Consider the following 13,917-nt stretch of genomic DNA (forward strand, 5'->3'; position numbering starts at 1 on the left):
CGACCGGCACGCCGTCTTCGTCGGCCGGAGAGACAACGATCTCCGAGATCAAACTGCGCACGGCTTCACGTGCTTTCGGATTCGGATACCGAAGATAACTTTGTCGCGTTTGTTGCGCTCCGCCTCAGGGTCACATGTTATGTAGTCGACGATCGGCGTCACAACGCTCGCTTGAGCCAGCGTCTGGATCCGCCCCATGCCAGGATCGGCTTTGCCAAGACGCTTTGTTTTGTCATTTAGGGGCCCTTCCTCGAACCCTTAAAGGGCGTTCTCGATCGCAGATTTCGACTGGACCCTGCCGGCCCCGCCGCAGAAACAGGTCCGGCAAAGCTATGGGCTACAGGCGAGAGGTGTATAGATGAATTGCCCTGATCGATACGAAGAAAGCGCCAATGCTGATGTGAGATCGACGCCGACACCATCGATTCTCCGGAACAAATAAACCTTGATTGGTGAAACGCTGACCATCAGCATAGTCTGAGTAATCCCATCGGAGTTGATTGTGCCAGAACGCGAAGCCACAAATCTGCTCAGACCGCCGTACACAGCAAGATGATACGGCCGTCTCCAGAGTTGCTTGCGATTTCGCGCCGGATGCATCAGGCCATCCTCACCCGCAACACCGAAATTCTGCCGGGCTTTTTCTCTACCGCCGAAGAAATGCGCTTCATTGGCACGGCCGAGAACGAATATTGGAACGGTTCGGTTGTAAGCGAAGGGGTTGCCGACTTTTTCAGCGAAGTGCCTGACATACTTGCCGTGGAAGAAATCGAGGCCGAGGCGTTCGAGAACGGCGAAACCGGCTGGGCGTCTTTCGTTTACCGGGTCCACTTTTCAGGTTTGCCCGAACCCAGCCTTCAACGCGAAACATACGTGTTTGTTTTGGATGGGGCCCGGTGGAAAATAGTTCAGCGACATGGTTCTGCACCAGTACCGAACGCTGTTCATATGGGCACGGAACAAACAGCAATACAGCGGCTGGTCGATGCGGCGAGAGACGAAGGCCCTGAACTGAAACAGTCTGAGGGATTGGCTTCGATCCTGTTCACCGATCTGGAAGCCAGCACGGAATTGGCGGCTGCGTTGGGCGATGCACGCTGGTCGAGCCTGATCAATGACCACTTTCGCGATATTGCAGACATCGTGGAGGCGCAGGGCGGTCAGTTCGTGAAATCCCTTGGAGATGGCACGTTGTCGAGCTTCCCTTCGGCACAGCAAGCCTTGAAAGCTGCCGTTGAAATGCAGAAGGCCGTTGTTTCCCAAAATCAGGACCCGCAACTTGGTTTGCGCATCGGCATCCACACCGGAGAAGTCGTTCAGAATCGCGGTGACTTCTTTGGTGCTGTAGTAAACAAGGCGGCCAGGATAACAACCATGGCCTCCGCTGGTCAGATCTTGGTGTCCGACGTCACATGCACCATGGCTGGAGACGCTCGGGACATGACGTTTTCAGGGCCCGTATCAGTGTTTTTCAAGGGCTTTGAAGGAAAACATTTGCTTCATAGGCTGGAATGGAAACGGTGAATTTGACGTTGCGCAGGCCGAATGTGGTCATCGCCGAATGAACGAAACGCCTGCACAGCGGTCGTTCATCCGAACTCCAAGATCCATGCTTGATCGAAACACCTGAAAGCTTGTGCAGAGCCGCCTCACAAATCCCTGATCCAGAACTGCAAAGGCTTTTGGGTTTCCGATGCCTCGCCCAGATCCTTCCACGAGAACTGGGCGATCACCCCGGGCAGCGGACTGTACCCGCGCGCGCGCCAGAAATCGTCCAGTGGGCGGTAGGTTGCGGGCCGCATCGGGTGGTCGTCCGGACGCTGCACGCCGCAGAAGGCAGACTTGGCGAAGCCCAAGCCCCGCGCGTGACCCTCGCGCAGATCAAAGAACGCATGTCCGACGCCCTGCCCCCTATACTCGGGTAGCAGTACGGATTCGGCGCAGTAGAAGATCTGCGACAACTCCAGCCCGGTGCCGTCGAAAGCGGCTGCGAAATCCTCGGCATGGTCGGCAAGCGGCGCGCCGGTCGCGGCCCCCACAAGCCGGTCGCCGTCAAAGGCGCCGACGACGATCGCCCGGTCGCTGTCGCGGTAGGATTGCAGGTATCTGCGCTCATAGTCCAGATCGCCGTCATAGAGATAGGGCCAATCGCGGAACACCGAGATGCGCAGCCGCGCCACGTCGTCCAGCGCCGCCGACAACGCCTCGCCGGTCAGGGCGCGGACGGCAGTGACCTCAGCCACCCGACACCTGCTTCACCCAGTCAGCCAGGTTGTAATAGGTGGTCACACGGGTGATCTTGCCGTCCTCGAGGTCAAAGAACGACCCGGCGGGCAGGCGATAGGTCTGACCCGAGGCCGCAGGCAGGCCGGCATCGGTTTCCAGATAGGTGCCGATAACGATGTATTCGGCGGCGGCGCGGGTGCCGCCCTCTGCCTCGAAGACCACAATGTCGGTCAGGGTCTCGCGATAGCAGCGGTTCATATGCGCGCAGAATTCGGCGAATTTGTCTTTGCCGACGCGGATCTGGCCTTCGTTCACGTGATGGGCCACGTCGTCGGACAGGCAGGTCAGCATGCCGGCCACATCCCCGGCGTTGAAGGCATCGAAATAGGCTTGGACAGTCTGGGTCATGCGATCTCCGTAGGTTCCCCCCAGCGATCCTTCAGGTGCTTGATGATCTGATCGCGGGTCTGACGGTAGTGGTGTAGCTTTTCTTCGCGCGTCTCGCCCAGTCCGGTAGGGTCCATTATTGGCCAGTATTCGACATCCAGGTGAAAAACCCGCGTCAGTTCCAGCGCCTTGCGCTGGCTGGCTGGCGACAGGGCCACGATCAGATCGAAGGAGCTGAGATCGTCGCCCCATTCCTGCATCTCGTCGAACGACCGCGACCGGTGGCGTGACAGTTCCACGTCGATCTCTTGGCAGACGGCGATGCTGAACCCGTCGATTTCCAAGTCGTTGCGCACACCGGCCGACTGCACGTAGGTGCCCGTGCCATAGAATTTCTTCATGATACCTTCGGCCATGGGCGAGCGCACCGCGTTGTGGTCGCAGCAGAACAGGACCGAATGCGGCAGAGGCTTCACCCGTCAACCTCCGAAATGCAGCACGCAGATCAGCGTGAACAGGCGGCGGGCGGTATCGGCGTCGATCTCGGCCTTGCCCTCCAGCCGTTCCTGCAGGACCCGACTGCCTTCGTTGTGGATGCCGCGCCGGGCCATGTCGATGGTTTCGATCTGGCTGGGCGGCAGGGTCTTTACCGCATCGAAGTAGCTTTCGCAGATCTGGAAGTAGTCCTTGACCACCTGCCGGAACGGGCCCAGCGACAGGTGGAACTCGGCGGCTTTCTGGCTATCTTCGGTGCTGACGTCGAACACCAGCCGCTTGTCGCGGATCGACAGCTGCAGGTGATAGGGGCCATCGGGCACCACTCGGTCGTCGCGCTTGGGCAGCGTGAACGAGTTTTCCTCGAGCAGATCATAGATGGCGACCTTGCGCTCCTGCTCGATTTCCGGTGTGGGCGGCGGCAGGTTTCGATCGTCCAGTTCGATATGCGAAATGCGGGTCATGGTCATCGACTTCCGTTCAGGTCAGGCCAGACCTAGCGCACCTATGCCCGCGGGACAACGCGCGAAACCGGCCGGACGCAAGGTTAGATGGGGTGATCGTTGGGGTCGATGCCGTGCTTGCGCAGCAAGGTGTCAACCAGCGAGCCGGGATTGATGTCGCGGTCCTTGAATATCTTGCGGAACCAGGACCCGTAGAAATGGATCGAAGTTTGGTTCTGCCAGTCCAGGAACTCAAGCTTGTCCTGATCCGGCTCGTTCCACAGTGCCCGGTGGCGCAGCGGAATCGCATACAGCGATTTCCGCGAGACGGCCTTGGCATGTTCCGGCGTCGGAAAAAGGTAGTGAAACAACATCGGCGGGCCAAAGCTGAAGATCGGCAGGCTCCAGTAGGTCGAGCGCCCGAAGATCTGAAGATAGGCGCGCTGCTGTTCCTCGGGCCACCAGGGCGGCACCAGATCGCCGTCAAAGGCAAAGGCGCACATTTCGGCCAGGGCCGGGCTGTCGATCGGCAGGGCAAGAACGCCATTCATGATGCGTTGCCGCCTGCGGTTGGCCGCTGGAAACAAATAGCCCTGATCGGTCTGGAAAGGTTTGACCGCATAGGCGTCGGCATCGACCCATATCTGGTCGGTCTGCTGCAGCAGTTTCAGGCGGAACAGGTCCGCGTGCACGGCGACCGACCGCGTGATCGGATCGCGATAGATCTCGGGCGTATCGAAAATCTCGCGTGCGTCGCGGGCCTCGACGTAACTCGGAATGTCCTGCAACTCGCCATAATGATAAACGATCGGAGTCTGGCCGAGATCGGCAAAGGACTTCAGGCACAGATGCTCCAGAAAGCTGAAGCGCTCTCCGATCCAGAGGGTTGCGACACGTTCCAATTTCGGCTCCGGGTTTGTCCTAAGACATCACCGGTTAAAACGCACGGGTCGGACGACCACCGCAAGTGGTTTTGCGCCGGCCGCGGCAGTCCCGGGCCGGATGTGACCCCACCGCAATTGTCCCTAGATCAGCCGTTCAGCCGCTTGAGCCGCGCCCCCACCGATAGCCCGTGCGCCTCAAGGCTTTCCGACTGCGCAAGCTGCTCGGCCGCCGGGCCAATGGCACGCAGAGCCTCGGGCGTCATGCGGCTGAGCGTGGTGCGCTTGAGGAAATCCATAACCGAAAGGCCCGACGAGAACCGCGCCGAACGCGCGGTGGGCAGCACATGGTTCGGGCCGCCGACATAGTCGCCGATGGCCTCGGGCGTGTACTGGCCCAGGAAAATGGCGCCGGCGTGGATCGTCTTTTGGCTGAGCGCCACCGGATCAGCCACGCACAGTTCCAGGTGTTCCGGCGCGATGCGGTTCGACAGGGCCGCGGCCTCGTCCAGATCGCGCACGGTGATGATGGCGCCATAGTCGCGCCAGCTGGCCCCGGCGATCGCGCGGCGCTCGAGCGTTTCCAGCCGCTTGTCCACCGCCTCGGCCACCGCGCGGCCGAAAGCGGCGTCGTCGGTGATCAGGATGGACTGGGCGCTTTCGTCATGCTCGGCCTGGCTGAGCAGGTCCAGCGCGATCCAGTCGGGATCGTTGTCCCTGTCGGCGATCACCAGGATCTCGGACGGCCCCGCGATCATGTCGATGCCCACCTTGCCGAACACCCGCCGCTTGGCCGCCGCGACAAAGGCGTTGCCCGGTCCGGTGATCTTGTCCACCGGCGCGATGGTTTTGGTGCCATAGGCCAGCGCCGCAATCGCCTGCGCGCCGCCGATGCGGTAGATTTCATCGACGCCCGACAGGCGCGCGGCCAGCAGGACCAGCGGATTGACCTGTCCGTCTGGCGTCGGAACCGCGATAGCCAGCCGCTCGACCCCCGCAACCTTGGCCGGGATCGCGTTCATCAACACCGAGGACGGGTAAGAGGCCAGCCCGCCCGGCACGTAAAGCCCCGCGGCGGACACCGCCGACCAGCGCCAGCCAAGGGTCGCGCCCGCCTCGTCGATCCATTCACGGTCCTGCGGCATCTGGCGTTCGTGATAGGCGCGGATGCGCCCGGCGGCCAGTTCCAGCGCCGCGCGGTCCTCGGCCGAGACGCCTTCGATCGCGGCATCGATTTCCCCGGCCGTGAAGGCCAGCGTTTCCGGCGTCAGCTCCAGCCGGTCGAATTTCGCGGTCAGCTCGATCACGGCAGCATCACCGCGCGACCGAACGTCCGCTATGATCTGCGCGACGACCGCGTCCACGTCCGGGCTGTCCTCGCGCTTGGCCGAGAGCAGGTCGGCGAAGGCGGTTTCGAAGTCGGGCGCAGTGGTATCAAGGAAAACGGGCATGATGGTGTCTCCGGCAGTCCTGCGGGGAATATCCGGGGGCGGCCCGCGCCTCAAGGGCTTAGATCAGGGGTGCAGCGATTTGCGCATCGGGTATCCGACGATCCAGCGCCCGGCGGTCCTGTGTCCACCCACCCGCGCGACAAGTAGAACCGGCGCGCGGTGGCGGTGCTGGTGACACGCGCCTCGGTCACGCCGAGGGCCGAGAGGCGCGATTCGCGATGCGAGAGCATGGCAGAGCTTGCGCCCTGCCCCAGGAAATCCGGGTCAACATAGTTGAGGGTGATCCGCCCGGTGCCCCGCCCCGGCTCAACCTCGCCCAGCGCCCCGACCGAGGCCAGCCTGCCATCCCCCAGCAACAGCCAGACCTCGCCATCCGAGTTCGGCAGGTCGTCCCGCAGCGCCTGCGGGGTCTTGTTCGCCGTCCAGCGGGCAATCACGTCCGGGGCGTTGCCGTGATCCTTGGTGCAGAGCCTCTCGATCGAGCGGGTCAGAACCCGGTTCATCTCGAACACGTCGAACACGGTGGCACGGCGAATTTCAGCGCCTTTCGGCGCACCCGAGAAGGTCTGGGATATCCCGCGCTTGTTCCTCACCTAGACCGGGTGCTTGGGCGCATGCCCCGAGGGCGCGCGGTACGGGCGCGTGACGTCCCTGAGCGTGGCCTCGAGCGCCTCGACCGTCAGACGAATCGCGCCATCGCCGGCCAGCGTCAGCAGCACCTCGCCAGCACCGTCCTCGGCCGGGTGGAACTCGATATCCAGCAGCGACAGGATCAGGTCTTTGTCGGACCGGTTGATGCCCTGGCTGGCCACCGCCAGGACCGAATCGAACACCAGCACCGACTGCACCCGCTCGTAGGGGCGGTCGCGGCGCTCGGCGGCCTCCTTGTCTTCCCAGCGGAAGCGGTTGAGCAGCAGGGCGAAGCGGCGGCGGGCCGGTTGCCAGGTCATCTCGCTGGCCGGAAAGACGGCATCCTGCCCCAGCGCCGCGATCACCCGCAGGTCGTCGGCGTCCAACGCGCCCAGGTTCAGCGGCGCCTCGCGCCCGTCTTCGAATGTTGCGTCTGCCATCAGCCCTTGATCCGTTCGATTTTGGCGCCCACGCCTTCCAGCTTGCGGACCACATGCTCATATCCGCGGTCAAGATGATAGACCCGGCTGACAAGTGTTTCGCCCTCGGCCGCCAGACCGGCCAGGATCAGCGAGACCGAGGCCCGCAGATCGGTGGCCATCACCGGCGCGCCCTTCAGGCGCTCGACCCCGGTCACCGTCGCAGTGCCGCCATGCACCTCGATCTGCGCGCCCATCCGCACCAGTTCCGGGGCGTGCATGAAGCGGTTCTCGAAAATCCGCTCCTCCAGCACCGAAACCCCATCGGCCGTGCACATCAGCGCCATCATCTGCGCCTGCAGATCGGTGGGAAAGCCGGGGAACGGCTCGGTCACCACGTCGACCGCACGCACCCGGCCATTCCTGCGCGAGACCTTCAGGCCCTGTTCGGTTTCCTCGACATCGACCCCGGCGGCAGTCAGCTTTTCCACGAAGGATTCGACCAGCGACAGGCGGCCACCCAGCAGCTCGACTTCGCCGCCGCAGATGGCGGGGGCCAGCATGTAGGTGCCCAGTTCGATCCGGTCGGTCACCACCTGGTGCGTCGCGCCATGCAGCCGGTCGACGCCCTGAATCTCGATGGTCGAGGTCCCCTCGCCCTGAATCTGCGCGCCCATCTTGCGCAGGCATTGCACCAGATCGACGATCTCGGGTTCGCGCGCGGCGTTTTTCAGAACCGTCGTGCCCTTGGCCAGCGTCGCGGCCATCACGATGTTCTCGGTGGCCCCCACCGACGCAAAGCGCATTTCATGCACCGCGCCCTTCAGCCCGTTCGGCGCCTTGGCGTGCAAGTAGCCGTCCTTGAGCTCAATCTCAGCGCCCAGGGCTTCCAGCCCTTCGACATGCAGGTCCATCGGCCGCGCCCCGATGGCGCAGCCGCCCGGCAGCGAAACCACTGCCTGACCGAATCGCGCCAAGAGCGGCCCCAGAACGAGGTTCGAGGCACGCATCTTGCGCACGATCTCGTAATCGGCGGTGTGGCTGGTCAGGTCGTGGCTGGACATCGCCAGAACCTGCCCGTCCTGCAGGGCCGACACCTCGGCCCCCAGCGACTGCAGCAGCGCGGTCATGGTCTTGATGTCGCTCAGACGCGGCGCGTTGGTCAGCGTGAGCGGTTCTTCGCTGAGCAGCGTGGCCGGCATCAGTGTGAGGCAGGCATTCTTTGCCCCCGCGATCGGGATTCGGCCATGAAGCGGCCCGTTGCCCGTTACAAGAATCGAATCCATCTGCTCTAGCCCTTGTCCTGACCGGCCTTGCCGTCCGAGCCCGCCCGCGCCTTGGCCTGCGCCTTGCGCCGCGCGAGATTCGCCTTGAGAGCGGCCTTGAGCCGATCCTCGCGCGTATCGCCGGATTTGCCGTGTTTTTTGGGTGAATTTTTGTCTGACATGATCTTTCTCTACAGGAGGTGAAAAAAACCGTCCAGAGACCCTTGCGCCCCGTTTCGTTTGAGTCTAATCACCCGCCCACAGCGCTGCTGTAGCTCAGAGGTAGAGCACTCCCTTGGTAAGGGAGAGGTCGAGAGTTCAATTCTCTCCAGCAGCACCATCTCTCTTGAAATTGCAGGATTTAGACGTGTTGCGGCGTAGCTTGCGCGGCTCGGTGTGGTGCTGTACCCAACCCGCAGCAGAGGTATTTCCATGACTCCGAAACGTCTTGTTTTTCATGTGGGGCTGCCCAAAACGGGCACGACATCCATTCAAAGGTACCTTGTCAGACATGCTCCGCAGCTGCGGGAGGCAGGCATCGCCTTTCCGTTCGATCTGTCCGGGCGCCCGAAAGGTGCAAATGGAAACCCGATTGGCGTCCCCCAAATTGACGGGTCAGAGTATTTTTTCAAAACGCCCAGGCGGGACGTCCCGGCCACATCGATCGATTGGGCACAGGAACTTCGCGAGTTTGCCGTGTCCGAACACTTGCACTCTTTTCTGATCTCGGATGAGACCCTCTTCAATTCTGTGCAAGGCCTTCGTACCGAAGTATTTTCCGGCCTGCCCAAAAACATCGAAGTCATTTTTCTGGCCTACCTGCGCCACCCCGTTGACTTCATCAACTCCAGAGTATTGCAAAGCATCACCGGAAGCGATGACCCGTATTCCCGGTTTTTGAAGTCTCTGCCGGGATTTGCCAGACGATATGTTCAGTATGGATATATAGACTCGCTCACAGAATATGCTCGGCACGGAACGACGCTGGTTCGCTCCTACGAACAGGCGGCCCGGACCGGAGTCGTGCGCGACTTCTGTCAGGCTCTGAACATCCCGCATCTGGAAGACGGGCCGGAACAATACGCCAACACCAAATCATTCGGCTACAAGACCGGACTTGTGCTGATGGGCTGCCGAAAAGAACTGGGTGTGTTCAACAAGAAGCGCAACGATGAAAGCCAGTCCCGGTTCTTCAGCGTCGGGGACGAAGTCGACGATTCGAAGAAGACCTTTCTTCCCGCCAAGGTCTTTGACGATGTGCTTGCAAAATGGGACGAAGAACGCCCCCTGATCGAGGCACGGTTCAACGTCTCGCTGCAGGCGACCACGAAACAGAAACCTGCACCTGACCATCTGAATATTGACCAGCCTTTTGCCCAGGCATTCCAGAATGCCGCCCGAGGTATATTTGACCCCGAAGAAGAAAGGCTTCTGCAAAGCGCCTTGAACACTGCCCAGCAGGGTTTTGAAATCTTCAAGGACTACCAGCCGGCAACCAGCCCCGAACCGATTGCTGCACCTCCGCAGAAAAATAGAGGCTGGTTTACACGGATCTTTGGAAAACGGGCCGCAGACTGACCAATTTCCGCGCCAAAATCGCACGGTTTGCCTCTGCATCCGCCAGATTCAAGCAGCGCGCTGGCCATGACGAACCGAAGCGTCATGTTGACGCTACGTCAGGATGCAAACGGGCAAAATCACAAAATTATGACACCTTTCGGCACCACATATGCCCATATTCGGATACAGGTGGAACTCACCCCTGCTGATCTGTTTTATGGTGTTTTTTTAACGAGGGGGTACTTCGGCAGGGTCAGGGGAAGGACCGATCATCAGGCCCTGTCGCCGAAATGACCGTGTCTTTCCCCGCCTAGCCGCCCCGCAACCTCTGCATCAGATAGACCTCGGCCCCGTCGGGAATGGGTTCGGACAGACCCGCTGCAATGATCCTGCCATTGACGGCAATAGACACGCCCGCATCGATCGGCGCCTGCAATTGCGGATGGAGACGCACCAGTTCGCGCAGCAGCTCGCCGGTTGTCTCGGCCTCAACCTCGACCACCTCCTGACCCCCGGTCAGAGACCGGAGGCCGGACCAGAGATGGACCTCAACCATTGTCCTTGAGCGCGGCCAGAATGCGCGGCGGCGACATCGGCAGTTGCCGCATCCGCACGCCCGCCGCGTTCGAAACCGCATTCGCGATGGCCGCCAGCGGCGGCACGATGCCGGTTTCACCCACACCGCGCACGCCGAACGGGTGGCCGGGGTTGGGCACTTCGACGATCACCGTGTCGATCATCGGCAGGTCGCTGGCCACCGGAATGCGGTAGTCGAGGAACACCGGGTTCTGCAGCCGGCCATCCTCGCCATAGATGTATTCCTCGTTCAGCGCCCAGCCGATGCCCTGCGCCGCGCCGCCCTGGTACTGGCCCTCGACATAGGCGGGGTGGATCGCCTTGCCCGCGTCCTGGATGACCGTGTAGCGGGTGATCGAGGTCTTGCCGGTTTCGGGATCGACCTCGGCATCGACGATATGGGTGCCGAACGACACGCCTGCGCCTTCGGGGGTCGCCTCGAAATGGCCCGAGATCGGGCCGCCGGTGCGCCCCATGTCAGCGGTGATCTCGGCCAGCGGCAGCGGGTCGAAGTCGCCCGCGTTGGGGCCGGATGGCACCGCGCAGCCGTTTTCCCATTTCACCGCGTCCACGGGGATGCCCCATTTGGCCGCCGCGCGTTCGCACAGTTTCTCGACCGCGTGCTGCGCCGCCTTTATCGTGGCCAGACCGCTGGCATAGGTCACGCGCGAGCCGTGGCTGACGTCGTTGTAACCCAGCGTGGCGGTGTCGGCGATGGTCACGCGGATGTTCTCGTACGGGATGCCCAGCACTTCGGCCGCCATCAGCGCCATCGACGCGCGCGAGCCGCCGATATCGGGCGTACCGACCATCAGCTGCGCCGAGCCGTCCTCGGACAGGGCCAGCGACACCGAGGTCTCGCCCCCGTGGTTGAACCAGAACCCGCAGGCGATGCCCCGCCCCTGCCCCGGCTTCAACGGCGCGGAATAATGCGGGTGAGCTTTGGCGGCTTCGAGCGTCTCGACCAGGCCGATCCGGTCATAGGTGGGGCCATAGCTGGCCTTGGTGCCCTCGCGCGCGGCGTTCTTCAGGCGCACATCGACCGGGTCGAGACCCAGTTTCTTGCACAGCTCGTCGATGACCGATTCTACCGCAAACGCCCCCATCGGCGCGCCCGGCGCGCGATAGGCGGCCTGTTTCGGGCGGTTGGACATCACGTCATACCCCACCTGGCGCACGTTGGTCAGGTTGTAGGGGGCAAAGGCGCACATCGCGGTCATGTCGCCTGGCGCGCCCGGAAAGGCACCGCCTTGCAGGCGGAACACGCCCTGGGCGGCAGTAATGGTGCCATCCTTTTTCATGCCGATCTTGACGTCCATCGAGGCCGAGGCAGTCGGCCCCGTGGCCCTCAGAACCTCGGACCGGGACATCACGATCTTGACCGGACGGTTGGCCTTGCGCGACAGCGCCAGCGCCACCGGTTCGATGAATACGGTGGTCTTGCCGCCGAACCCGCCGCCGATTTCCGATGCGGTCACGCGCAGCTGCGCGGTTTCGATCCCCAGCAGCGCGGCACAGGTCTTCTGCACGATCCAGTGGCCCTGCGTACAGCACCACAGCTCGCCCTTGCCGTCAGCGCCCAGCGAGGCAAGGCAGGCGTGCGGTTCGATATAGCCCTGGTGGGTGGCCTCGGTGACGAAGTGATCCTCGATCACCAGATCGGCCTCGGCAAAGCCCGCCTCAACATCGCCGTGACCGCTTTCGTGATAGCGCACGACGTTGGGATGCATGCCCTCGGGCACCGAATAATCGGCCGCGCCTTCGCGGATCACCGGTGCGTCGGGCGCCATAGCCTTGTCCACGTCGGTGACATGGGGCAGCACCTCGTATTCGACCTCGATCAGCTTGAGCGCATCCCGCGCCGCCAGCGCCGAACTAGCCGCAACCGCCGCCACGGCATGCCCGTCATAGAGCGCCTTTTCCCCGGCCATGACGTTTTCCAGAACGTTCCAGAATTCGCCCTCAAGCCCCGGCTTGAACGGGACATCGGCGAAATCGGCGCGGGTGACCACGGCCTTCACGTCCCGATGCGCCTCGGCCTTCGAGGTGTCGATCCGGACGATCCGCGCATGGGCGTGGGGCGAGCGCAGGATGGCGCCGAACAGCATGCCCGGCGCGGTCACGTCGGCCCCGAACCGGGCGCGGCCCGTGACCTTGTCCAGCCCGTCGGGGCGGTTCGGGCGGGTGCCCACGAAGGTGAAGTGCGACTTGCGATCGTCGAGTGCCATTACGAAGCCTCCCGCAGCTCGGCGGCCGTGTCCAGAACGGCGCGGATGATCTTGTCATAACCCGTGCAGCGGCACAGGTTGCCGGCCAGCCAATAGCGGGCCTCTTCCTCGGTCGGGTCGGGGTTCTTTTCCAGCAGCGCCTTGGCGGCGACCAGAACGCCCGGCGTGCAGACCCCGCATTGCAGCGCGGCATGTTCGATGAACTTGCGCTGCAGCGGGTGCAGGGTTTCGCCCTCGGCCATGCCTTCGATGGTTTCGATTTGCTTGCCTTCGGCCTCGACCCCCAGCACCAGGCAGGAACAGACCAGCCGCCCGTCCAGCGTGACCGAGCAGGCCCCGCAATCGCCGGTGCCGCAGCCTTCCTTGGCGCCGGTCAGGTTCAACTTGTCGCGCAGACAGTCCAGTAGGGTTTCGCGCGCGTCGCACAGGTATTCGACCGTGTCGCCGTTGACTGTGGTGGTGACGTGATGCTTGGTCATGCGGTCTCTCCCTTGGCGCGGGCATAGGCGATTTTCGCGGCGCGTTTTGCCAGAACGCCGGCCACTTCGGTGCGGAATTCGATCGTGCCGCGTTTGTCGTCGATGGGTTTGCAGGCGGCCGAGGCGGCGGCGGCCAGCGCCGCCAACGCGGCATCGTCCAGCGTGGTGCCGATCAGCGCCCGGGCGCAGTCTTCGACAAGCAGGACGGTAGGCGCCACGGCGCCCAGCGCAACACGGGCCTCGGTGATGGTGTCGCCATCGATGCGCAGGTTCACGCCCACTCCGACCACGGCGATGTCCATCTCGGTGCGCGGAATGAAGCGCAGATAGGCGTCACCGCCGTTCTCGCCCCGCGCCGGGATGTGCAGGGCCGAGATCAGTTCGCCCTGCGCCAGCGAGGTCTTGCCGGGGCCGGTCGGGATGTCCTCGACCGCCACGACCCGATCGCCCGCGGGGCCGGTCACCGTCACGCTCGCCCCCGCAGCAACCATGGCCGGAACGGAATCGGCGGCGGGCGAACCGTTGCACAGGTTGCCAACCGGCGTGGCACGGCCCTGAATCTGGGTCGAGCCGATCAGGTCCATCGCCTCGACCACACCAGGCCACTCTCGGCCCAGTTGGGGGTGTTCGTTCATCTCGGCACCGGTGACGGCCACGCCCAGCGTCCAACTTCCGTCGGCGTGGCGGGTGATGTCGCGCACCCCGTCGATGGTCTTGATGTCGATCAGGGTGTCGGGGGTCACGATCTCGGACCGCAGTTGCACCAAGACGTCGGTGCCGCCGGCCAGAAACCGCGTGATGCCCGTTGCATGGGCAGCCAGATCCGAAGCTTCGGCAAAGCTGGCGGGGCGGTGATATTGCATGATTGTACCTCGCG

General features: G+C 63.0%; 16 protein-coding genes and 1 tRNA gene. 3 read left to right on the forward strand and 14 right to left on the reverse strand.

Features of this window, described 5'->3' with window-relative positions:
* Window positions 1-552 precede the first annotated feature (552 nt).
* Window positions 553-1,524, forward strand: coding sequence for an adenylate/guanylate cyclase domain-containing protein (locus tag AC2FMD_RS02890; RefSeq protein WP_496742404.1), 972 nt, complete (start codon window positions 553-555; stop codon window positions 1,522-1,524).
* Between the two features lie 125 nt (window positions 1,525-1,649).
* Here AC2FMD_RS02890 and AC2FMD_RS02895 read toward each other — a convergent pair whose 3' ends face one another.
* The 10 genes from AC2FMD_RS02895 to AC2FMD_RS02940 form a co-directional block, all read right to left on the reverse strand.
* Window positions 1,650-2,243, reverse strand: coding sequence for a GNAT family N-acetyltransferase (locus AC2FMD_RS02895; protein WP_496742405.1), 594 nt, complete (start codon window positions 2,241-2,243; stop codon window positions 1,650-1,652).
* Window positions 2,236-2,634 carry a ketosteroid isomerase-related protein gene (locus AC2FMD_RS02900; protein WP_496679054.1) on the reverse strand — a complete coding sequence of 133 codons (399 nt, stop codon included), beginning with the start codon at window positions 2,632-2,634 and terminating at the stop codon, window positions 2,236-2,238. Before AC2FMD_RS02900 ends, AC2FMD_RS02895 begins: the two co-directional genes overlap by 8 nt.
* A complete protein-coding gene (locus AC2FMD_RS02905) occupies window positions 2,631-3,089 on the reverse strand; it encodes an arsenate-mycothiol transferase ArsC (protein ID WP_496686785.1) in 459 nt (152 codons plus the stop codon). Before AC2FMD_RS02905 ends, AC2FMD_RS02900 begins: the two co-directional genes overlap by 4 nt.
* 3 nt (window positions 3,090-3,092) lie before the next feature.
* Window positions 3,093-3,572, reverse strand: a complete 480-nt coding sequence (locus AC2FMD_RS02910) for a UPF0262 family protein (RefSeq protein ID WP_496679056.1) — start codon at window positions 3,570-3,572, stop codon at window positions 3,093-3,095.
* Between the two features lie 83 nt (window positions 3,573-3,655).
* On the reverse strand, window positions 3,656-4,453 hold the full coding sequence (locus AC2FMD_RS02915) for a hypothetical protein (RefSeq protein ID WP_496686783.1): 798 nt from the start codon (window positions 4,451-4,453) through the stop codon (window positions 3,656-3,658).
* 128 nt (window positions 4,454-4,581) lie between these two features.
* The gene (hisD, locus tag AC2FMD_RS02920) at window positions 4,582-5,883 is read right to left on the reverse strand and encodes a histidinol dehydrogenase (protein ID WP_496742407.1); all 1,302 of its coding nucleotides are present in this window, start codon (window positions 5,881-5,883) and stop codon (window positions 4,582-4,584) included.
* 50 nt (window positions 5,884-5,933) lie between these two features.
* Window positions 5,934-6,476 (reverse strand): GNAT family N-acetyltransferase, encoded by a 543-nt coding sequence (locus AC2FMD_RS02925; protein WP_496742408.1) that lies wholly within the window; start codon window positions 6,474-6,476, stop codon window positions 5,934-5,936.
* Window positions 6,477-6,953, reverse strand: a complete 477-nt coding sequence (locus AC2FMD_RS02930) for a DUF2948 family protein (RefSeq protein ID WP_496679062.1) — start codon at window positions 6,951-6,953, stop codon at window positions 6,477-6,479. It lies immediately after the preceding gene.
* Window positions 6,953-8,218 (reverse strand): UDP-N-acetylglucosamine 1-carboxyvinyltransferase, encoded by a 1,266-nt coding sequence (murA, locus tag AC2FMD_RS02935; protein WP_496679064.1) that lies wholly within the window; start codon window positions 8,216-8,218, stop codon window positions 6,953-6,955. The genes AC2FMD_RS02930 and murA overlap by 1 nt, the downstream gene beginning before the upstream one ends.
* A gap of 5 nt (window positions 8,219-8,223) precedes the next feature.
* Entirely contained in the window at window positions 8,224-8,379 is a 156-nt protein-coding gene (locus AC2FMD_RS02940; protein WP_496711525.1) for a hypothetical protein, read from the reverse strand.
* An 83-nt stretch (window positions 8,380-8,462) separates the two neighbouring features.
* On the opposite strand from AC2FMD_RS02940, the gene AC2FMD_RS02945 reads away from it, so the two are divergent.
* Together AC2FMD_RS02945 and AC2FMD_RS02950 are read left to right on the forward strand one after the other, a co-directional pair.
* Window positions 8,463-8,537: transfer RNA gene (locus AC2FMD_RS02945), tRNA-Thr, on the forward strand.
* A gap of 92 nt (window positions 8,538-8,629) precedes the next feature.
* Window positions 8,630-9,775: a hypothetical protein gene (locus AC2FMD_RS02950; protein ID WP_496794633.1), complete on the forward strand. Its 1,146-nt coding sequence runs from the start codon at window positions 8,630-8,632 to the stop codon at window positions 9,773-9,775.
* A gap of 292 nt (window positions 9,776-10,067) precedes the next feature.
* Here the strand turns inward: AC2FMD_RS02950 and AC2FMD_RS02955 are convergent, their stop codons facing one another.
* From AC2FMD_RS02955 to AC2FMD_RS02970, 4 genes are read right to left on the reverse strand one after another with little or no spacing between them, the layout of a single operon-like run.
* A complete protein-coding gene (locus AC2FMD_RS02955; RefSeq protein WP_496679068.1) occupies window positions 10,068-10,313 on the reverse strand; it encodes a MoaD/ThiS family protein in 246 nt (81 codons plus the stop codon).
* Window positions 10,306-12,561, reverse strand: a complete 2,256-nt coding sequence (locus tag AC2FMD_RS02960) for a xanthine dehydrogenase family protein molybdopterin-binding subunit (RefSeq protein WP_496743148.1) — start codon at window positions 12,559-12,561, stop codon at window positions 10,306-10,308. The genes AC2FMD_RS02955 and AC2FMD_RS02960 overlap by 8 nt, the downstream gene beginning before the upstream one ends.
* Window positions 12,561-13,040 carry a (2Fe-2S)-binding protein gene (locus tag AC2FMD_RS02965; protein WP_170435415.1) on the reverse strand — a complete coding sequence of 160 codons (480 nt, stop codon included), beginning with the start codon at window positions 13,038-13,040 and terminating at the stop codon, window positions 12,561-12,563. The genes AC2FMD_RS02960 and AC2FMD_RS02965 overlap by 1 nt, the downstream gene beginning before the upstream one ends.
* Window positions 13,037-13,903, reverse strand: a complete 867-nt coding sequence (locus AC2FMD_RS02970) for an FAD binding domain-containing protein (protein ID WP_496686772.1) — start codon at window positions 13,901-13,903, stop codon at window positions 13,037-13,039. Before AC2FMD_RS02970 ends, AC2FMD_RS02965 begins: the two co-directional genes overlap by 4 nt.
* Window positions 13,904-13,917 lie beyond the last annotated feature (14 nt).

Source organism: Ruegeria sp. BHSC276 (genome assembly GCF_059612945.1).

Excerpts from the sequence above, each read along its gene's own strand:
- AC2FMD_RS02890 (WP_496742404.1), top strand. The coding sequence starts at position 553 with ATGATACGGCCGTCTCCAGAGTTGCTTGCGATTTCGCGCCGGATGCAT.
- AC2FMD_RS02900 (WP_496679054.1), bottom strand. The coding sequence starts at position 2,634 with ATGACCCAGACTGTCCAAGCCTATTTCGATGCCTTCAACGCCGGGGAT.
- AC2FMD_RS02910 (WP_496679056.1), bottom strand. The coding sequence starts at position 3,572 with ATGACCCGCATTTCGCATATCGAACTGGACGATCGAAACCTGCCGCCG.
- hisD (WP_496742407.1), bottom strand. The coding sequence starts at position 5,883 with ATGCCCGTTTTCCTTGATACCACTGCGCCCGACTTCGAAACCGCCTTC.
- AC2FMD_RS02930 (WP_496679062.1), bottom strand. The coding sequence starts at position 6,953 with ATGGCAGACGCAACATTCGAAGACGGGCGCGAGGCGCCGCTGAACCTG.
- murA (WP_496679064.1), bottom strand. The coding sequence starts at position 8,218 with ATGGATTCGATTCTTGTAACGGGCAACGGGCCGCTTCATGGCCGAATC.
- AC2FMD_RS02940 (WP_496711525.1), bottom strand. The coding sequence starts at position 8,379 with ATGTCAGACAAAAATTCACCCAAAAAACACGGCAAATCCGGCGATACG.
- AC2FMD_RS02950 (WP_496794633.1), top strand. The coding sequence starts at position 8,630 with ATGACTCCGAAACGTCTTGTTTTTCATGTGGGGCTGCCCAAAACGGGC.
- AC2FMD_RS02955 (WP_496679068.1), bottom strand. The coding sequence starts at position 10,313 with ATGGTTGAGGTCCATCTCTGGTCCGGCCTCCGGTCTCTGACCGGGGGT.
- AC2FMD_RS02960 (WP_496743148.1), bottom strand. The coding sequence starts at position 12,561 with ATGGCACTCGACGATCGCAAGTCGCACTTCACCTTCGTGGGCACCCGC.
- AC2FMD_RS02965 (WP_170435415.1), bottom strand. The coding sequence starts at position 13,040 with ATGACCAAGCATCACGTCACCACCACAGTCAACGGCGACACGGTCGAA.
- AC2FMD_RS02970 (WP_496686772.1), bottom strand. The coding sequence starts at position 13,903 with ATGCAATATCACCGCCCCGCCAGCTTTGCCGAAGCTTCGGATCTGGCT.